This is a genomic window from Proteus faecis, assembly GCF_030286765.1.
GTDB lineage: Bacteria > Pseudomonadota > Gammaproteobacteria > Enterobacterales > Enterobacteriaceae > Proteus > Proteus faecis.
Map to the genome: position 1 here is coordinate 134004 of NZ_JASVWV010000003.1, position 19149 is coordinate 153152.

General features: G+C 34.2%; 19 protein-coding genes. 6 read left to right on the forward strand and 13 right to left on the reverse strand.

All coding sequences use genetic code 11. The features are described from left to right. Positions 1 to 119: 119 nt before the first annotated feature. From QSH13_RS06225 to QSH13_RS06250, 6 genes are all read right to left on the reverse strand, one after another. Positions 120 to 776 carry a terminase large subunit domain-containing protein gene (locus QSH13_RS06225; protein WP_259493166.1) on the reverse strand — a complete coding sequence of 219 codons (657 nt, stop codon included), beginning with the start codon at positions 774 to 776 and terminating at the stop codon, positions 120 to 122. After that, positions 742 to 2889 (reverse strand): replication endonuclease, encoded by a 2148-nt coding sequence (locus tag QSH13_RS06230; protein WP_286038940.1) that lies wholly within the window; start codon positions 2887 to 2889, stop codon positions 742 to 744. Before QSH13_RS06230 ends, QSH13_RS06225 begins: the two co-directional genes overlap by 35 nt. 1 nt (position 2890) lies before the next feature. Beyond that, positions 2891 to 3142: a DUF2732 family protein gene (locus QSH13_RS06235; RefSeq protein WP_286038941.1), complete on the reverse strand. Its 252-nt coding sequence runs from the start codon at positions 3140 to 3142 to the stop codon at positions 2891 to 2893. A 76-nt stretch (positions 3143 to 3218) separates the two neighbouring features. Continuing rightward, on the reverse strand, positions 3219 to 3566 hold the full coding sequence (locus tag QSH13_RS06240) for a DUF5347 domain-containing protein (RefSeq protein WP_049219058.1): 348 nt from the start codon (positions 3564 to 3566) through the stop codon (positions 3219 to 3221). A gap of 164 nt (positions 3567 to 3730) precedes the next feature. After that, positions 3731 to 4240, reverse strand: a complete 510-nt coding sequence (locus QSH13_RS06245; protein WP_049212274.1) for a phage regulatory CII family protein — start codon at positions 4238 to 4240, stop codon at positions 3731 to 3733. Positions 4241 to 4272: 32 nt separating this feature from the next. Then, positions 4273 to 4503, reverse strand: coding sequence for a helix-turn-helix transcriptional regulator (locus QSH13_RS06250; protein ID WP_249717635.1), 231 nt, complete (start codon positions 4501 to 4503; stop codon positions 4273 to 4275). A 147-nt stretch (positions 4504 to 4650) separates the two neighbouring features. Here QSH13_RS06250 and QSH13_RS06255 point away from each other — a divergent pair, with 147 nt between their 5' ends. From QSH13_RS06255 to QSH13_RS06275, 5 genes are read left to right on the forward strand one after another with little or no spacing between them, the layout of a single operon-like run. Further along, complete coding sequence (locus tag QSH13_RS06255; RefSeq protein WP_286038942.1) at positions 4651 to 5241, forward strand: phage repressor protein CI; 591 nt, start codon at positions 4651 to 4653, stop codon at positions 5239 to 5241. 13 nt (positions 5242 to 5254) lie between these two features. Further along, entirely contained in the window at positions 5255 to 5704 is a 450-nt protein-coding gene (locus QSH13_RS06260; RefSeq protein ID WP_286038943.1) for a hypothetical protein, read from the forward strand. Further along, positions 5694 to 6518 carry a SecC motif-containing protein gene (locus QSH13_RS06265; protein WP_286038944.1) on the forward strand — a complete coding sequence of 275 codons (825 nt, stop codon included), beginning with the start codon at positions 5694 to 5696 and terminating at the stop codon, positions 6516 to 6518. The genes QSH13_RS06260 and QSH13_RS06265 overlap by 11 nt, the downstream gene beginning before the upstream one ends. Positions 6519 to 6530: 12 nt before the next feature. After that, a complete protein-coding gene (locus QSH13_RS06270; protein ID WP_286038945.1) occupies positions 6531 to 7547 on the forward strand; it encodes a phage integrase in 1017 nt (338 codons plus the stop codon). Continuing rightward, complete coding sequence (locus QSH13_RS06275) at positions 7544 to 8566, forward strand: hypothetical protein (protein ID WP_286038946.1); 1023 nt, start codon at positions 7544 to 7546, stop codon at positions 8564 to 8566. Before QSH13_RS06270 ends, QSH13_RS06275 begins: the two co-directional genes overlap by 4 nt. Positions 8567 to 8919: 353 nt before the next feature. On the opposite strand, the gene QSH13_RS06280 is transcribed toward QSH13_RS06275, so the two are convergent. From QSH13_RS06280 to QSH13_RS06305, 6 genes are all read right to left on the reverse strand, one after another. Continuing rightward, the gene (locus QSH13_RS06280) at positions 8920 to 9609 is read right to left on the reverse strand and encodes a fimbrial biogenesis chaperone (protein ID WP_109406679.1); all 690 of its coding nucleotides are present in this window, start codon (positions 9607 to 9609) and stop codon (positions 8920 to 8922) included. Between the two features lie 2 nt (positions 9610 to 9611). Next, a complete protein-coding gene (locus tag QSH13_RS06285) occupies positions 9612 to 10991 on the reverse strand; it encodes a fimbrial protein (RefSeq protein WP_286038947.1) in 1380 nt (459 codons plus the stop codon). Continuing rightward, the gene (locus QSH13_RS06290) at positions 10988 to 13516 is read right to left on the reverse strand and encodes a fimbria/pilus outer membrane usher protein (protein ID WP_286038948.1); all 2529 of its coding nucleotides are present in this window, start codon (positions 13514 to 13516) and stop codon (positions 10988 to 10990) included. Before QSH13_RS06290 ends, QSH13_RS06285 begins: the two co-directional genes overlap by 4 nt. Before the next feature lie 15 nt (positions 13517 to 13531). Beyond that, complete coding sequence (locus QSH13_RS06295) at positions 13532 to 14257, reverse strand: fimbrial biogenesis chaperone (protein ID WP_109406681.1); 726 nt, start codon at positions 14255 to 14257, stop codon at positions 13532 to 13534. A 62-nt stretch (positions 14258 to 14319) separates the two neighbouring features. Further along, positions 14320 to 14850, reverse strand: a complete 531-nt coding sequence (locus tag QSH13_RS06300) for a fimbrial protein (protein WP_109395717.1) — start codon at positions 14848 to 14850, stop codon at positions 14320 to 14322. Between the two features lie 624 nt (positions 14851 to 15474). Then, entirely contained in the window at positions 15475 to 15921 is a 447-nt protein-coding gene (locus QSH13_RS06305; RefSeq protein WP_286038949.1) for a DUF6386 family protein, read from the reverse strand. Between the two features lie 279 nt (positions 15922 to 16200). Between QSH13_RS06305 and QSH13_RS06310 the strand changes: the two genes are divergently transcribed. Then, the gene (locus QSH13_RS06310; RefSeq protein WP_286038950.1) at positions 16201 to 17037 is read left to right on the forward strand and encodes a hypothetical protein; all 837 of its coding nucleotides are present in this window, start codon (positions 16201 to 16203) and stop codon (positions 17035 to 17037) included. A gap of 268 nt (positions 17038 to 17305) precedes the next feature. Here the strand turns inward: QSH13_RS06310 and putP are convergent, their stop codons facing one another. Then, a complete protein-coding gene (gene putP, locus QSH13_RS06315) occupies positions 17306 to 18790 on the reverse strand; it encodes a sodium/proline symporter PutP (protein WP_109395720.1) in 1485 nt (494 codons plus the stop codon). Between the last annotated feature and the right edge of the window lie 359 nt (positions 18791 to 19149).

Here is a 19149-nt window from a genome sequence, read left to right on the forward strand (position 1 = left end):
CATACCCTTAAAGAATACTGTATGAATAAACAGTATAATAGCTTTGTGATTTTTGTGAACCCCTAAGTGATAATAAATGTTAAAACCATCACATGTATGCACGATGGTTTTATTTTATATTAATAATTTAACTTACAAAGTATCTCTTCCCCCCATCTATCATGACACTCAAAATGACCAATCATATTATTTACATTGATAATTTCGGGAACATCCCAACCGTTAACTCGGTCAAAAAAAGTAGGTTCACCATTCACTTTGTCACCAGCAAAAAGGGTGTATTTTAAATCCCCGCTATTATCTTGTTCACTACGTGATGAGTAAAAAGTCCTTCTCCAGCGGTCATGTAACGTTATATTTAACGCAATATCTACCCATTCTTTTGGTGATTCTAGCCATGCCCATTCTGAAATATAGACATCGCCAAATCGCCCACTAAAAGTTGTTTCTAGATTTCTAATAAATGAAATCTGAGCACCATTACTTAACTCAAAAAAGCCCTCCTCATTATGTTTAATATTTAAATGCCCACAGAAGTAATCTAACGCGCACTCACTCATTTCACCTAAAAATAGTTTGTTTCTTCCTGTCAACATCGCATCATGTAACGCTTCCAATGAAAAATACCAATCAGCACCAACCTGTCGCCCTTTATGCAATATCCTATTTCGATGAAATTGATTATTCTTCCAATTCTTTTGCCACTCAAATAACGCTCTTGAATATTTTTCACAAATATCATTAAGCAATTCGACTGTGATTTCTATTTTCTTCATGGCTGATCTCTCTTAATTTATTTACTTTGTTAAAAATACGGTCTTTCCGTTCATGGAATTGACGGTATTTCAGTTGTGTTGTGCCCGTTCTTATCAAAGAACCATCTTTGAAACTTCTAAATGCCTTATCATCAATGACTATTCCCGACCCATTTCTCATTTTTTGGGCATCCTCTAGGGTAATTTCATGCCCGATTGACCTGAAATTATCTAAAATTTCCGTTACCACCTTTTCTTCATCGTTAATCGTTCGGGTTTCCCCCGTACAGTTATTGACAGAACTCCAAGGGGCGCTAATCGCGCCATCAAAAGCCAAACCACTCCCTTTAACTGAGGTAGATTCTTTGGCAACCAGTTCCCACTTAGCGGTGCGAGTAAGATAAAAAGAGTCCTCACACGCAAGCGGTGAGTAAACCCCTTTGATTTTTTTAACGTCTTCGCCGTATTCATTCCCCATTTCCGTGACTTCATAAGAAAGTCTCACGGTTAAATCTTGGCGTTTTACTGTTGCACCACCTTGTAACTCGGTGTAGGCATACCAATCGCCCACATCTGACGCAAAACGCACGTTATCCATATCTTCCGTTGCTAGAATTTGCTCATCACCTGGCAAGCGACGCAACTCACGCCAAACCGACACAGGAGCACCGCCAATTTGCTGAAACTGACGAATGCGGTGTAAGCTCGCCCATGCTGAAACCGCTTTAGCCATGTCTTTGCATTTCTGCCCCGTTTCATCATCTATCTCGTCATCCATTGCGTAACCATCAATATTTTTAGAAATATATTTAGCGATATAGCCCGTTGCGGACCCTTTTTCTTTATCAATAGGTTCAACATAAAAACGGGCTTCTTTTGCCTCTTTGGTTTTTAACTCAAAAGCATCTTCTTCGCGGGCATATTCCGCAAAAATTCGTCTCAACGTTGCAACGTGATCAGGATGAACAAATAACAATAAATGCCAGTGGGGAGTTGAATCATGGTGAGGTTCTACGACACGAAAACCGAAAGGGCGAATACCTTCGCGGGCATATTCAGCGCGAACTTTTGACCAAACTTTGCACAGGTATTTCTGAACATCACGAGGGGAGGCTCCGTTCCATTGTTCAATGAAACCGCCCTTACTGTATACATTGTGATACTTTGATGGGGCTGTGAGGGTGTAAAACTCACCAACATAACCCATTTCATTAGCCATATTTTCAAACCCACGCATACGCACCATCAATTCACAACGGCGAACCGCAGGATTAGAAACACTGGCTAATACCATTTCTTCAAGAGAAACACGCTCACCATTCTCATTGGTTAAATCGAAACTTTTAATATAATCCCAGTTACGTTTTTTTTGTTCTATCCACTCATGTAAAGCACGACGGGAAATATAAGGGGAAGCACTTTTTTGCACTTGCCCGACTGCAATAGCCAAATGTTCAGCACGCAAATCGCGCATGCGCTTTAAACGTCCATACCACCACTTATCAGACATCATGCGTAATAAGCCTGATAACATTTGCCCTTCTGTTATTCCACGCCCTTGCGTGAACTGCTTCCAGTACGGTGGCACAGTGCCTATTTGTGAAGTGATCTTACTTATTTTCTTGTAGCCGAACTTAGCACCGTCTGATTCATTCTCATAATCAGCACGTTGGCAAAATTCAGTAAATGTAGATGTAAGATAGCGAGCGATACCGTTCGCCAGCTCTTTGATGGTTCCACGGTCTAACGTGTGTAGGTTAGAAATTTGTTCGACGTATTTTTCAGGGAAAAAATCATAACCTGATGTAACACCATCAAATTGATACTTTGATAAAACAAGGTTGTATCTTGGTAATACATTCTGTGCAAATTTGCGTAAAAATGTATTAGCAAGACGCCTGCTATTTTTTTTCCCACTTTTAAATATTTTTGAATATCGGGTGGCAAAATAAATCGCCAATGAATCGGGCACATTACCCAAGATGCTATTACGGAATTCAATATCAAACGGGTTTGCATCATACATAATGCGTTCAGCCAAGGACGCTTTTGGCGATAGCCCTGGCTGAAATTCTTCTTTTTGGCGACGCATTGAGATAAATACGTCGCTGTTATTCTCCACCGCACTAGTCATATCAAACCAGTTCTTGCGCTTGACGTTCTAGCTCTGATGCTTCACTTTCCAACAGTTCAGCAACGTCGGCGTAATCCATTTTGTTTTGAATGATAAGGCGACGTAACTTGCGAATGTGTGAAGCGTATTTATCTGCACAAATTTGCTTTTGTTCATTGCGTGCAAATACCAACATGGAATCTAAAGCTAACACCTGGTCAATTTCAGACACTAAATCAGGTGTAAAAATGGGTTCTGGTATTGATGTTCTCATAATGTATTTCCTTTATTTAGGTTGCAAAAAGCCCTGACTGATTAAGGTCATTTATTTTTATTTTGGGTTTAATTAATTATTGCGGTAATGCTAATTGTTTAGGTAATAATGCCGTAACGGCTTTGATATGATTAATAGCTTTAATAATGTCGAATATTTCCGATGTTTTAAAATCTTCAAATTTTAAATCATGTCTTTCTTTGGGAATACCTGCCATATATAAAATGACGCCTAAGAATTTTTTATTTTCTTGATAGCAATCATCAAATCTATCGCGCATATCAAAAAAGAAGCGTTTTAATTCTTCATTTTGTAAACCAAAATGGCGAGAACGTAATTTAGCGGTATGATTTAATCCATCGACACGTTGAGCAACTGGAATATGAAAAGCACGTTGTTCGTTTTCAACTTGATTCTGATACATAATAACCTCTTTAATTAACTTAAAGCTGATATTAATAAATAACCCATAAATAAAATGAGACTAACAATATAAATAGAATTGTTATTTTCATTTTTAAATGAATCACTTGATAATTTATATTTGTGTTGTTGAAGCTGTAATGAATTTAATTTCATTTTAAAACCTCACATCATTGATGGGCTAAGATTAGCGACTGCATCCACTGCACAGGCAAACGCCGGATTAGTATGTAATCTTGCCGATAGTGTTATGCCTGCCAACGTTAAACAACGAATTGCTGTATTAACAGAACGTTTAAAGTCAGCGACACGTGCATTATTTAAATTACCGCCTGAAACTGTATTTGTTGCTAACTTCCCCACTTCACCGACCGCCGTTAGTAAATAAGCAGGTACATTAGAATCACACACTTCATTAACTGGCACTGACGGCTGACATTGCATTTGTTCTAAGACACCATCAAGGATAGAGGCGTCCTCAGTTGCATCAGTCAGTTTCATTAAATCAATGCACGTTAATTGGTGCGGTTGTTCAGGGTTTAACTTGTTACGCAACATTTGGGCGTTCATGCCGATGCTTTCAGCTATTTGCACTAAATCCCCTTTATGGGTATTTGCGAAAGCACGGCATGCATTATCAAAGTGCGCTTGTTTGGAAACCTGATAATCAAACATGGTGTTTATTCTCAAAATGCGAAAGACTTGGCTTACAAATTAGGTTGAAGCGAAATATTGCAACCTTCCGATGCATCCGTATAAAGAGCAAGCATATTGATTAATACTTTTCCACGCTTCATGTCTGCTGACTTAGCGCGCACAGGTAAACGCCCATCAGCAATCATGTCACGAATGGTTGATTTAGATAATCCAGTGCATGTGCTGAACGCGTCAATTGTAAGATAAGGCGTGTTTATGTTGATTGTAATATTAGGACGCATAAGGCAAAATCTCCTATTCGATGTCACTCGATGCTATTCAATACTATTCGTTACTTTCCATAACGTGAAGACTAATTCACTTTTCGCGGATAGTCAACATTAAAAAACAAGAAACTTCACGTTTTGCGTAATTGAGGGTTATTTAAGATGAACCAGCCTTTTGACTTTGTGTTCTGTGAAAACAGTGGCGAGGTGTTAGATAGAATAATAAAAGCCTATGGTTTCACTTCAAAAATAATGCTAGCTGAACACTTCAATATGGGAGCTAGCGGTATATCAGGAAGATATAAACGTAATAATTTTCCAGCTGATATGGTTGTACGTTGCATGTATGAAACAGGTGCTAATTTAGAGTGGTTAGCATTTGGTGAAGGTAAACCGTTTAACCATGAAAAACTAGACAACTTAAAAATTTCTAACTTTCAACTGAAAAACGGACAACTCATACCCTCAGACCATATCATGTTTGATAAAGTGATTTTCCCCAATCAATCCCCTTTGCCATCAGAGCCAATATCTATCCAAGATGGGGATAGTTACTTCATTATTGATAAAAAATATAACGATGTTTTCGATGGAAAATGGCTCATCGAAATTGATGGAAAAAATAGCATTAGAGAACTGACTAGAATGCCTATGCAACGTGTACGTGTTTCTGGCGTAGGTATGGCATTTGATTGTGAGTTAGCTGATTTAACTGTTATCGGGCGGGTTGTCGCTACAATAACAATAGATTAAAAGGATACTTATTATGAATACTTTAAACTTTCAGATATTAGATTCAAATAATGAACTAGTGAAATTGATTAATGAAAACAAAGATAATAATACTAATATTGCCTTGCTCATTGATAAATCTGGTATTACAGGAAATGATAGCAGAGAGTTTTTTAGCTTTGTAAAAACACAGTACAACGATATAAAAATATATGGCGATTATAGTAAAGTATCATATTATAATTTCAATAGCATTATTATGAGCCTTGGCACTTTTGTTGTATTAAGTGTCGCTTTACCTATATTTTTAAATCTTATTTCCAATTTTTTACAAAAAAAAATGGATAATTTAAATGAAGATGATGTAGAACTAAGAGTTTCAATTTTACACAAAAAACCAGATGGAGAAATAGAAGAAATAAATATATCAGGAAAAGGGAGTGATGTTTTATTGGCCATAGGTAAAATAAAAAATGGAAAGTAACAAAAAATACATTAAATATATTATCAACTGGATGGATATAACTAAAAATGATAAGTCAACTTTAAAAGAAGTTAATGCTGATTTATTAAACAGTCAAAAAGAAAACAATGAAAACAATTCAAATAAGCTATATTTAATAAAAACAATCATTGATTCACACATGTTATATTGCGATGTTTTTGAATTACTTACAGAAAAAAAATATTATGAAGCATGGTGTAAACTTGAGCGAATTGAAATAAATTTAATTTCAATTAAAAATAATATAGAATATCTGGATACACACCATGACTATGGATTACAATTCCTTACTAATATGGTTAGAAATTGGCAAATGCTATATCCATACAAGATATTTCTTAGCTCTCGTGAGATAATTCACGAACTACAATGTTCAATATGTCACACGCAAAGAAGTTTTCTTGATAATTGTATCCATGAAAAAGGAAAACTATATAATGGACAAGTATGTTATGATGAAGTGACAAAATTTGAAATAATTACATTCGATATAGTATCCACACCCGTCCATAAATATAGTGTTTTATTTCCTAAAAGTGGAGATAATAACAATTACCAATACCTTGATTTGGTTCTTAATTATGTAAAATCAACACACCAAATTTTTTCTGTTCGATTATTAAATCGTTTTTTTGACAATCATCATGGAATTTTATCTCCTGATGCGCCTTGTCCTTGTAACCGTTCAATGAAACTTTACAAAGATTGTTGTTTGAAACGAAAATATATTTATATTCAGCATGTAGATCTTAGTTTCCCAACGCCATTAAATGTACCTGCTATTTTTCAATGAATTACTTAAATTATGGCAATAAATAAACAACCAGATGGCCGTTGGCAAGTTGAGAGTTACCCTAACGGCCGAACAGGTAAACGAATTAGAAAAGTATTCACTACAAAAGGTGAAGCTATTTCATTTGAACGTTATATTCTTGAACAAACAGAAGATAAGCCGTGGCTAGGCGAAAAAGAAGATAAACGTTTATTGTCTGAGTTGGTTGAAATCTGGTTTCGTGCTCATGGTATTACATTAGCTGATGGTGAAAGCCGAAAACAAATGATGTTATTCGGTTGCAAAGCAATGGGCGAACCTTTAGCAAAAGAGTTTAATGCTAAGTTATTTTCTGTTTATCGTGAAAAGCGATTAAGTGGAAAAATTACTCGTGCCGATAGGATCAAGTCTGTTGCACCAAGAACAACAAACCTTGAACTAGCCTATTTTCGCGCTATGTTTAATGAGTTGCATCGATTGGGTGAGTGGAAAGATGATAACCCATTAAAGAATGTTCGCTCATTTCGTACTGATGAATCAGAAATGGCGTTTCTTTCTGATGAACAGATTATCCAACTGCTAGAAGAATGCGATAAAAGCAAAGCGAAAGACTTATCTATTATTGTCAAAATAGCACTTTCCACTGGTGCGCGTTGGTCAGAAGCTGAAGGTTTAACTAGTTCACAAGTTACCCCTTACAAAATTACGTTTACTAAAACAAAAGGTAAACGTAATAGAACTGTACCTATATCAGAAGAGTTGTTTAATGAAATTCCGAAGCGTAGAGGTCAATTATTTACGCCCTGCTATTCTGCTTTTCGTTCAGCAATAAAACGCGCCAATATTGAATTACCACATAGACAGTCATCTCATGTTTTACGACATACTTTTGCCTCACACTTTATGATGTCAGGCGGTAATATTTTAGTTTTACAGCGGATATTAGGTCATACCGATATTAAAATGACTATGCGATATTCGCATTTCGCCCCAGAGCATTTAAATGATGCGCTGATGTTTAATCCTTTGGCCAAATTGGATACATTATGATTTTAATTGGTTATGCAATTTTAGTCACATTAACGTTACTATTTATATTTAAGCATAAAAATAAATTCATTCTAAATGAAAAAAGTCTTCATAAACAATGGCTATTCTGGCTAGCAATTATAGCACCATTAGTATCAGGTATTTATTTTGGAGCAGGAATTTGGAGTGAATTTTCTTTACGACTTGATTTTAAAGGGTTTAGTAATTTTTTTGAAATTAGTAAATTTCCATTTGGTATTTTAGCCCTATCACCAATATTAGGTGCTTTTGTTGTTAGTGCACATAGATCATATCAAACAGATATCCAGATAAAAACGGCAAAAAAACAACTTGGAGAGGCTCAAGAGAAAAATAAAGTTGATATCTACCTATCTAAGAAAAAAAGCATTTATGAACAATTAGGATATATTTATGACATAGAGCAAAAAAAAATAAAACAACTATTAACTATTTATAGTAAAGCATATATAAATTCAAATGAATATAATGACACATTAAATAAAAATTTCACAACCAAATTAAATGACAAAATTAAAACCCTTATTATTTCATTAAACGATTTCCTTAACCTTGATAAAAAATATATTTTTTATAACAAAAAAGAAACATATCCAACCCAATATCTTTCCTTCCTTCTGAATGTTGAAATGAAGGTTGATTCATTATCAAATAATTACTCTGATATCAAAAATTATCTAACTTTTGATATAAATAAATCTTTAATTTCTTACTTTAGAGATTTAGTTAAAAGCGATGATGAACATAAATATTCATCCATTTTATACTCTATGCTACTAACAGAAATAGTAAGAAAAACATATGATATTATTAATGTAACAACTGAAGTTTTTACGGCTCTGTATCCTAACAAAAATTTAAATACTTATATAACTTATCTAAGCAATCTATATAATATTAAATATAATATAGAAGAAAGAATAAGACAGGAACAGAGCTTTTTCTTAAAAAATGATAATGGCGACAAAGTGGCGACAGAAAACCAGAACAACCATGAATAGTCATAGCTTATCGTTTTCTAACTTATTGAAAAACTTATAACTTATTGATTTTAATGTGGTATGAATACTACTCTTAATCAATTGGTCGGGAGTTCGAGCCTCCCACAAGCCACCAATTTTAAGCTGATAAATCAGACACTTATGCCACTTAGAAATAAGTGGCTTTTTTGTATCTGAAAGAAAGTGGCGACAAAATGGCGCATTTATCTTAAGCCGAAAACTTAAAATAATACGCCAATTAATAAAAACAGCATCTACTTATATTTCATCCCATTTTTATAATTAATAGAGTTAATTAAAATAGAGAATTACTCTAACTTAATCAGGTAATTTAATACAAACCACTAGAAAGTCTATTTTATCTCTTTTTTATCTTCAAATTCTCCACCAAAATCATCAATTAAAACATAGTTAATGGTATTTATTTTACTATCCTCTAGATTGATTTTCTGTTTGGAAAATGGCGCTATCATAGGAATAAGAATATTAGGATTATTTTCACCAGATGCGGATTTAATGGTGACATAAAAAGGTGTCGGATTTTCAATTGTTAACTGTTTATCTAATTTTGTAAAAATAAGAGCTCGACTAACATCAGAAATCACCATGATTAAATCATCAGGGCGATAGAATACTTTTACTTGTAATCTGATGACAACATTAATTAAACCTTCATCATATTTTTTGTTCGCTGGCTTAGGCATGATTTCATATAAATTAAGCCAGTAAAGTGTCTCTTTCGCTTTATCTGTATGAGTAAATTTATTAATCACTCGTACCCGTTGTGATTCACTCGGTTTTAATTGTAATACTGGTGGTAATGATAAAGCGGAAACATCAGTTATGGTTTCTGGGGTATTTTCTGGGTTACCATCATCCACCCATGTTTGAACTACCACAGGAAGTTCACCATCATTTTTTATATTTAAGGATGCTTCTCTATCTGAGTGATAAAGGATCACTCTAGAACCCTCTAAGGCTAAATTCGCTTTGGCGATAAACGAAAAGCACAGCAACAAAATAAAAATACCGCTCTTTTTCATATTTATTGCACCTGTATAATCACTTGTAATGTCGCATTAAATTTACCAGCAGTTATTTTCTCTCTCGGTAACGCTTCTAATGAGGCATATAATGTTTTAGTTAAATCGGTAATACCATTATTAAATGAGACTGAACTAGCATCATCATAAATAGGATACCAACCATAACTTTCACCTTGCCCTTCATTCGCTAATGTTGATAATAAGTTTAACGCCACACCTGATGGACGATATATTCTTACACCAACCCCTTTTGCCATACTTGAGTCAGTACCATAACCATCTGTCACTAAATGAGTAATTGCGGCACCATTAGGTACTGTTAATCCTAATTCAATTGCTTTGTTAACATTTGCAGGTCTAGGTAAAAACCCCATTGCGGTTTGCCCCGCTCCAGTCCCACTAGAAATATTACTCAAACCATCGCTCGCAGGCGGTGCTGATTGACAATAAAAATCAATCGTAATAGGTAAAGTGACTTTTTTGCCACTTGCTAACTCATTAATAGTAACCAATGGAAATAAAACATAAGGCGTAACGTTTCGCACAAAACAAGTAGACGCATTACGTATATAAATTCGGCGAGACATATTTACAGCGGCAGGCCAATAAGCATAAAAACCATGATAATTTGTAGCGTGATCTGCACCATCTTTTAATAAATAAGAGAAATTAGAGCTTTGAAAAGCGATATAACCTGCCGGTTGATTAATAAAAGTAATTAATCCACTACTTGATTGTGCCGGTGGCATATCACTTGTTCTTTCATAGTTAATCTTAAATAACTCCACTTCCATATTAGAGAAATTTTTTGCTTTTACTAAGATCCATCCTTGGCTATCTCTTTCTAAATTATCTAAAGCACGAGATTTCCAATAGCGACTATAATATTCGCCTGTAATGGTATTTTTAATGCGAATACCCAATCCTCTTGCCAGACTAATATAGGTATCATTTAAACCTAATGCTGGATTAACTAGATTTCTGCCACCATAATTATAGTCACCATTAGTTGAGTAAAACTCTCTTAATTTACCCTCTTCATCGGCTGTGCAACGAAATAATATCTGCTCAGGATCATAAACTTCATAACCCGCCTCAAAAAAAGAGACAAAACCACTCGCCACTAATGTACCCGGAATTTGAAACTGATCATTATTAACATTAATGACTTTAGGGGTACTTCCCATTGATCCCGAATCATCTCTCGCACCTTGCCAACTTTTCGCTGAACCTTTGCCCGGCTCGGTATAATACACACTATTAGGATTAGTCGTCGTAGTTGTTATTTTATAACATGTTGCCAAGGCTAAAGAAGGGAATAGCATCAAGGCTAATAAAATAGAGGAGTACTGAGAAAATAAACAGCGATTTAATTTCATAAGCATTGACCTGATAATAAAATGAGTTTATCTGCTTCTTTTTCTTCTGGTATTGCGTAATCAATTTGGCAACTATCTTCATCTTTACCGACAGTCAGTATCCCTTTCCTATTTTCAACCCTGACATAAATCTGGTTACTTTGCCCTACCATACCAACAATGTGCTTATCTTTATCGAAAACATTTTCGCCTAATGCCAATTCGCTTTCTGGCTTAATCGAAATCAATACAGGATATCCGACTTGGGTTTTAAAAACGATTTTGGTGCTTGAACCTGAATACGGTGCTATTTGCTTCGTATTTTCCAATAGCTCAATATTATTATTTCTAATATTTTTCCCATCCAAGCTAACATTGTTATATTGATAAGGGACAAGAGAAGGCACAATAGCATAACCAAAAGGATCAATGCGGGCGCCCATACCATTACTCACACTCGCACCACTTGCACCTTTTGCTTCCACTAAAGCAAAAGAATCACTAATACGAGGACCTAATGTTATCCCACCACTGTGTGCAACTAACGCTCCTTGAATACCTACGCTACCTTGCGTGTAATGTTTACCATTAGAGATACTGCCTGATAGCGTGGTAAAAGGAAGCTGTTTAATTAAATGTAAACCACTGCCTATCGCTCTATTTTGTGTGTCATAATCCGCATTTACACTATAAGAAAGCGTTTTATCTTCACCTAAAAGTCCTGATAAATTCGTTTGATAACTCGAATCATCGCTAGAATGACTAGAAGATAGTGATAGCATAGGTGAATAATCAGAGCGTCCTAATGGCATAGAAACAGATAACATAACCATATCCTCAGATATCGGATCGGTTGTTATTGGTGTAAAAGTATTATTTGCCGTCATTTGTCCCGTTTTTTGGCGACTATAAGCAAGGCTATAAGCAATATCTTTATAGGTATTTGAATAACCAATTTGATACTGGGCATCATGTCCTTTATTACCATAATAGTTACTGATAGAGCCCGAAATATAAAGCTGCCCCCACCTATCAAGAGACTGATTAACACTAAGTGTAAACTGGCTTTCTTGGTTATAGCTGCTGGAATTCCATTCCATGTCATTACTTGCACTTTTTCTCAAACCCAACACATCATTATATTCGCGAAAATTCTCTGTTGAATATTTATAACCTGCGAGTGTAATAACAGTATTTGTTGGGCTAAAAGTACGGCTATAACTAATACCTAATCGTCCACCTTGATAATTTTTACCCTCCACTTCAGCGTTTGAAAATGCCGAATTAAAGCCGATTGCCCCTAATTTTGTAGCAATAACAGAGCCGACAAATACGGCTTGATATTGGTGTCCTACACGTACCCCCGTATTTAGCGTTACCGTATTGTTCACACCATATTGCAAAGCAATATCTGAAAAATAGCTATTTTCTGTAGCAAAGTTATTCACTTCACCCGCAGTAAAGTTATATTTAAGGCGCCCAGCTCTTACAGATTCAGGTAATGCGGTAAATGGCACTGTAAAAGAAGAAATTTTGCCATTACTTTCGTAAATTTCGACAAACAAATCTCCTTCATAACTAGTTGGATAAAGATCATTTATTTCAAATTGCCCAGGTGACACAGTCGTTTGATAAATTTCAGTACCATTTTGTTTTATCACTACACGGGCAGTTGTCGTCGCAATACCACGAATAACAGGTGCATAACCTTTTTGAGAATCCGGCAACATTCTTTCATCAGACATTAATTGAATACCTTTAAATGCCAGACTTGAAAATTGTGCGCCTGTTGTATAAATATCACCGACAACTAACATCGACTTTAATGTCAGTAGCGGTTTTTGTAGATAAGTTCTAATCCAATTAAATTCACTATTACTTCCCGACTTTGATGAATTATAAGAGTAAGACGCTTGTTGACGAAATTGCCAGGTTCCTAAATTTATGCCCATGTTGACACTACCAAAACCATAGTCTGAACTTTGTCCGTTCGATTTATTCTTATAGTAATTACCAGAATAATTAGTGAACAACATGGTATTGCCTGCATCTAAATCATCTTCATTGACATAACCTTGTGGTCTTCGTTTTAATAAGATTTGAGGCACTGCAATCATGATCCTAAAATTAGAAGCATCAAATGAATCTACAATATTTTTATTAATTTGGTTTAATACTAAACATTGATTATTATCTTGACTGAGTTCATCATCCAGCAATATCCCCATATCATCAATCTGTTGTTGATTAAAACAAGGCGTTACTTTACCGTTATCATTTAATTGAAAATGCACTATTTTTCTTTCAAAAAAGCGATTATTAATGTAGATATCAACATCATAATTGCCAGGCTCCACATAATTACTATCATGAAGCTGATTAATGTTGATATTATTTTTGCTACCTAATAATAAAGAAGGATCAAATTCATAATCATCAGCCAATGCAAAAGGCATTGATTGAATAAATAGAGAAAATGAGCCGATTATGAATACGACTTTTATTCTCTTATTTAATTGTGCTGTGTTTTTTTCTATGGATTTCATTTCAATTCCATTTTTTTAATGAATTAAATCTGTCGCACTATTTTGCCCACCTAGATCATTAATGTATTTATAGGTCATTTTATCGGGTGAAAATGAAATCGTTCTGCCATTTTCAGCGACTAATACTTCCGTTGATAACGGAGAAACCATAGTTGGTTTAAATATAAATTTTTGACCCGAAGTATTCGTGGCCTCAAGTTGCGCAAATGACACAAAAAAAGGTGAATCATTTTTAACTTTTATAGTTCCATTATTCTCTTTTGAGAATGATATTTTTTTCTCGATATTATTTAGCTGTGAGACAATCTCAGTTGGACGATAAAATATTTTTAATCGATGATGCACAATGACCGTAAAGCTATTTCCTTCTTTTATATCTTTATTCAAATCTTTAGGTGGAATTTGTGCCACATTTAAAAAGAAAATAGATTCTTTATCTTGTGGTAGGCCTTCGCCAGTATAAATTAATCGTGCGTCTCTCCCTGTTTTAGGATCGATACGAAAAACGGGGGGTTGAATAACAAAAGGGGCATCTGCATTATCCGGGGTTGAATTAGGATTATTTTTATCTGCCCATATTTGCATAATATAAGGAATTTCATCGTTATTCATAAACTTTAAAACTTCAAAGCGTGAATCCGATGAATAAACAATACGTGTTTTTAGCATGGTGACACTAGAATACGACGCAGTGCTATAACTTAAGAAAAATACGATAATTAGCATTATTATTTTTTTCATTACTTATCTCCCTCTTATATAAATAAAAAATGCCTCCTTTATATAAAGGAGACATATAAACATTATTGATAAGAGATAGAGTACTGCACACTACCTTCTACTTTACCTGCTGTTGCAACATCATCTGCATAATAACGTACAGCATAATCATAAGATGCTGATTTTTCGTTTGCTTTTAATACTAGGCCTTCGTTACCTACACCAGTTAAATCAATTTTTGTACCTGTTTTCGCAGGGTCAATAATTTCTAAACTAACATTGTTATTTGCTGCTGTATTACCAATACGACCTTCTGTTGTCAGATTATTAGCAATAAATATAGTTTTAATATTTGTATCTGCTGGTTTAGAACCAGTACAACCACTCACTGCAATAGTAAATGGTGTCTGACCTGCTGTTTTACCCGCAGTATCTAATGCGGTTACGGGCACGGTTGGTAATAAAACAACAGGAAGTGCTGAATTACCATTAACCGTTACAGTACAAGTTTCATCAGAAACTTCGCCTTGAAAACGGATAGTGTTATCAGAAGCCGCATAAACTGTAGATGAAAAAATACCTGCGATCATCGCAGTAAGAAGCATTTTATTCATAATAAAACTCTCTCTTGTTATATATTTAAATAAGTTGTTTTTGGGGGTAAATAAACGAAAAGGCTCACACGAAATAAAATGTTATCAACAACATTATTTCATGTTTATTACGTACTAATATTTAAGTATTTGCAATTATCATCTCATTTACTCGTAAAACGCAACTATATTTAACACGTATAAAGAGTAATATTTATATATTTTTCGATTTTAAGCATATTCTTATAGTCTAAATATGACTATTTCGCATTTTTAACAAAAAAAACATCTATTTATTAAGATTAATATTAAAAAAATATTAACTTACTTAAAATTGATATTTATCATTTTTAATAAAACAAGTTCAATAAATTCATTATTTTTTAAAATTTAAAAATAAAATCTTCCATATTATTTTATCATTATCTATATCACCTGTTTCTTTCAGTAACATTTAAATTAGATTAATAAATTAACATTTATTTAATTGATAAAGTTTATTTACAACAAATGCATTCGCTATATTATAATCAATATAACCAAAGATTGTTTAATTTATATTTATTAACTTATTAATGAAAAACAAGGGGGGCATTTTAAATAATAGCATCTTTCACTTATTATTATATAACTATATATATTCATTTAATCCAAACGTAAAACATTCTCAAACTTATTCAGTTTCGCTTTACTGAAAATAATAGAGATAAAAAGTATGTTGCTTACTTTTTTTAATGAAACTTCATAATCGCCTACTGGGAGAAAAATAATTTCTCCTGCGCGATATTGTGGATCATCTGGCTCTAAGTTACCGCCAGTTGTATCCTCTCCTGCACCAATAAAAACTTCACCTGATGGACAGTTTATGTTTATTCTTACATCGGGATCTTCAATTTTATCGCATAGATTAATTGTATAAAAACCATCATTACCTAAACCAATAAATGCAATATTGCCTTTGTTCATCTCATCTAACTCATCATCCTGTATGCTCCACCAATCTGCTGTATCTGATTTCCTATGTTGGATTGCTTGTAAATCAAAAATAACCAAAGTTGCCGTATCAGTAATAAAAGAAAATGCGTTTGACATTTTTATGCTCCCAAAAACAGTATGATCGTACCAAAATTTTTTCTTTCTTTTATATATCGGTTAATCATATAGGATTTTATCTATACTATTTGATCATTCAATTACCTATACTATAGAACTTATTTTCTATGCTCTACCCAGACTCTAAATAATTCAAGATGTAGTTAGGCAATAAATGAGTAAGCGACTAGTTACACACTTAAGTATGTAACTAGAGCGAATGAATATAAGCAACAGCGCTAGGCTTGAAATATGACGAGTATCTACATGGATGACCTTATGAAATTACAACGACTTCTTATCGCCCTTTCTCTTTATGCGGTTTCCTCATTACCAGCAATCGCCGATCCAATTCAATGCTCAGAGACTGAAAAGCAAACTAATATTACTAATAACCACATTATATTATTCAGTTCTTATAACGGCCCGATTAAATCAGTCACGATGACAAGCACGATACCTCATGACGGACGTTTTAAAGCACTAAAAGGTGAAATCCACTTTGATGAGTGTGGAAAATTATTGAAAAATAGCACATCAATGCAAGAGTACTTTGAAGGTAATGTAGAAACTAATTTAATAAGAACATTGCCTAATAACCCTTCTGTTATCCGATATCAATTTCAGATAAAAAATGCCTATGGCTCACACTCTATCTACATGCAAGAAACCTATCATAAAGATGAACAAAACCGGTTCAACAAAAAAGTAATCCAATATTACGCAAATGATGGCGCTTTACTGGATACCATCACTAGCCAATTCGACTATAAAGATGGACGCATTATTAAAGAGACAAGCAAGTCGTCTGATCCTACAACTAAGACTATTACAACAGAGTACATCTATAGTCCTCAAGGAAAACTACAATCAGTAATAGAAGACGGCAAAATAAATGTAGAATACCAGTATGATCTAGAAGGAAAAGTTGTTACTCAATCAAACTATATCAAAGGCGTTAATGGAGAAGATAAAGCCTTTATCACCACCTGTCTTGAATGGGATAAATTTGCTAACTGTTCAAAAGAAGAACTTGAAAGTACAATTAAATTTAATGATAAAGTCATTAATTTTAGTAAGGCCTTGCTTCATAACGAATTTATTTACTACGAATAATGTTTACATTATATCTTTTGTATCTAATTTAAGTTAAAAATATAAAAATCAGACTATCAACAATAGACTGATTTTTATATTCATCATATATCTTATTATCTATGACTAAATCCCCTTCATAATACTTTCATTTAAAAACAATCCGTGTAAAACGATTTAAATCTGTTAATGATAAAATTACTTTATTGTATATTCTCTATTTTATTATAATATTCAATAAGAAAGGCCACCTTATTAAATAAGATAGCCTTTGATTTATCTAATTTTATTATGTATTACGATATTGAGTCTCAGCTTCTTCAAAGCGTTGTTGATTCTCTTTGCTTGGTGCTTTCCCCATTAAACTAATGACAACGATAGCAATAGAAGCAAAGATAAAACCGGGAATAATTTCATACAACCCAAACCATTTATATTGCATCCACACTAACACGGTTAAAGCCCCAATCAACATTCCAGCAAATGCACCATTACGAGTCATACGTTTCCACATTACAGAAATGAGGATCACAGGGCCAAAAGCAGCACCAAAACCAGCCCACGCATTACTCACTAAATCAAGCACCTTATTGTTTGGATCTCGTGCTAAGAAAATTGCGATAATCGCAACTAATAACACCATGCCACGTCCTACCCAAACTAGCTCTTTTTGGCTCGCACTTTTACGAATAAATGGTTTGTATAAATCTTCAGTTAATGCACTTGCACAAACTAATAATTGGCAGCTTAATGTACTCATAACCGCAGCTAGAATTGCAGACAAAAGAATACCAGCAATCCATGGATTAAAGAGCAGTGAAGCCAGTTCCATAAAAATACGTTCATTTTTAGCTGTTACAGCACCCGCTTGTGCTGGGTTCATTTCAAAATAAGCAATACCAAAGAATCCAACCGCAACGGTTCCACCTAAACAGAGGATCATCCACGTCATACCAATACGGCGTGCTTTACGAATAGTTTGGTTAGAATCAGCCGCCATAAAACGTGCAAGGATATGAGGTTGCCCAAAATAGCCTAATCCCCATGCTAATAACGAAACAATAGCGATAAAATCAAGCCCTTTGAACATATCTAAATAAGATGGATCTTTTGCTTTAATAATAGCAATAGACGTATCAATACCACCCACAGAGAAAATGACAATAATAGGAGTCAAGATCAGAGCAAAAATCATTAAAGTCGCTTGAACTGTATCAGTCCAACTTACAGCAAGAAAGCCACCTAAAAAGGTATATGCAATCGTTGCAATGGCACCATAAATCATCGCTTCGTGATAAGGAATATGGAACGTAGATTCAAATAGCATTCCACCAGCAACGACACCTGATGCACAATAGATAGTAAAAAAGGTCAGAATAACTAACGCTGAAATGATACGTAGCATCTTGCTTTTATCATCAAAACGCGATGTCAAATAATCAGGTAGCGTTAATGCATTATTGTTTTTTTCAGTTTGCAGACGTAAACGTCCCGCGACTAAACGCCAGTTTAGCCACGCACCTAAACAGAGTCCAATAGCTATCCAACTTTCTGAAATGCCAGCAAAAAACACCACGCCAGGTAATCCCATTAATAACCAACCACTCATATCTGAAGCACCCGCTGACAATGCAGTTACTACACTGCCCAGCCTCCGACCGCCAAGAATATAATCATCAAAGTTTTTTGTTGAGCGATAAGCAAGGTAGCCAATAAAAAGCATACCCAAGATATAGATAGTAAATGTAATGAGCATTGGCGAAGTTAGAGCCATAATTGCAGTTCTCCATAAATCTGTTTCCGACCATCGGTATGCTTTTCACTTGTACAGGAACGTTGCACTTCGTTGCGCATTAATGATCTTTTCAGTTTTTAATTAAAATAATTTCTTACAGCAACAGATAAAACATTCACATCAATCCTAGAATAGGTTAGCTGCATTTAACAAGAAATTAACGTTTAAATGTTTAAATTTTGTATATGACTTCACACTATTTGTCTTAATTAAAGGATGCATTATAAATATAAACATTAACAATATAAATATAATTTATTGATTTATATGTAAATATATTAATTTGATAAATTAGATGTTTTTTTAATTAAACACAAAACCTGACTACTTTCACATTA

What these genes read in the sequence shown, in the direction of transcription:
- QSH13_RS06225 (WP_259493166.1), bottom strand. Translation starts at nt 776, where the DNA reads ATGAAGAAAATAGAAATCACAGTCGAATTGCTTAATGATATTTGTGAA.
- QSH13_RS06230 (WP_286038940.1), bottom strand. Translation starts at nt 2,889, where the DNA reads ATGACTAGTGCGGTGGAGAATAACAGCGACGTATTTATCTCAATGCGT.
- QSH13_RS06235 (WP_286038941.1), bottom strand. Translation starts at nt 3,142, where the DNA reads ATGAGAACATCAATACCAGAACCCATTTTTACACCTGATTTAGTGTCT.
- QSH13_RS06240 (WP_049219058.1), bottom strand. Translation starts at nt 3,566, where the DNA reads ATGTATCAGAATCAAGTTGAAAACGAACAACGTGCTTTTCATATTCCA.
- QSH13_RS06245 (WP_049212274.1), bottom strand. Translation starts at nt 4,240, where the DNA reads ATGTTTGATTATCAGGTTTCCAAACAAGCGCACTTTGATAATGCATGC.
- QSH13_RS06250 (WP_249717635.1), bottom strand. Translation starts at nt 4,503, where the DNA reads ATGCGTCCTAATATTACAATCAACATAAACACGCCTTATCTTACAATT.
- QSH13_RS06255 (WP_286038942.1), top strand. Translation starts at nt 4,651, where the DNA reads ATGAACCAGCCTTTTGACTTTGTGTTCTGTGAAAACAGTGGCGAGGTG.
- QSH13_RS06260 (WP_286038943.1), top strand. Translation starts at nt 5,255, where the DNA reads ATGAATACTTTAAACTTTCAGATATTAGATTCAAATAATGAACTAGTG.
- QSH13_RS06265 (WP_286038944.1), top strand. Translation starts at nt 5,694, where the DNA reads ATGGAAAGTAACAAAAAATACATTAAATATATTATCAACTGGATGGAT.
- QSH13_RS06270 (WP_286038945.1), top strand. Translation starts at nt 6,531, where the DNA reads ATGGCAATAAATAAACAACCAGATGGCCGTTGGCAAGTTGAGAGTTAC.
- QSH13_RS06275 (WP_286038946.1), top strand. Translation starts at nt 7,544, where the DNA reads ATGATTTTAATTGGTTATGCAATTTTAGTCACATTAACGTTACTATTT.
- QSH13_RS06280 (WP_109406679.1), bottom strand. Translation starts at nt 9,609, where the DNA reads ATGAAAAAGAGCGGTATTTTTATTTTGTTGCTGTGCTTTTCGTTTATC.
- QSH13_RS06285 (WP_286038947.1), bottom strand. Translation starts at nt 10,991, where the DNA reads ATGAAATTAAATCGCTGTTTATTTTCTCAGTACTCCTCTATTTTATTA.
- QSH13_RS06290 (WP_286038948.1), bottom strand. Translation starts at nt 13,516, where the DNA reads ATGAAATCCATAGAAAAAAACACAGCACAATTAAATAAGAGAATAAAA.
- QSH13_RS06295 (WP_109406681.1), bottom strand. Translation starts at nt 14,257, where the DNA reads ATGAAAAAAATAATAATGCTAATTATCGTATTTTTCTTAAGTTATAGC.
- QSH13_RS06300 (WP_109395717.1), bottom strand. Translation starts at nt 14,850, where the DNA reads ATGAATAAAATGCTTCTTACTGCGATGATCGCAGGTATTTTTTCATCT.
- QSH13_RS06305 (WP_286038949.1), bottom strand. Translation starts at nt 15,921, where the DNA reads ATGTCAAACGCATTTTCTTTTATTACTGATACGGCAACTTTGGTTATT.
- QSH13_RS06310 (WP_286038950.1), top strand. Translation starts at nt 16,201, where the DNA reads ATGAAATTACAACGACTTCTTATCGCCCTTTCTCTTTATGCGGTTTCC.
- putP (WP_109395720.1), bottom strand. Translation starts at nt 18,790, where the DNA reads ATGGCTCTAACTTCGCCAATGCTCATTACATTTACTATCTATATCTTG.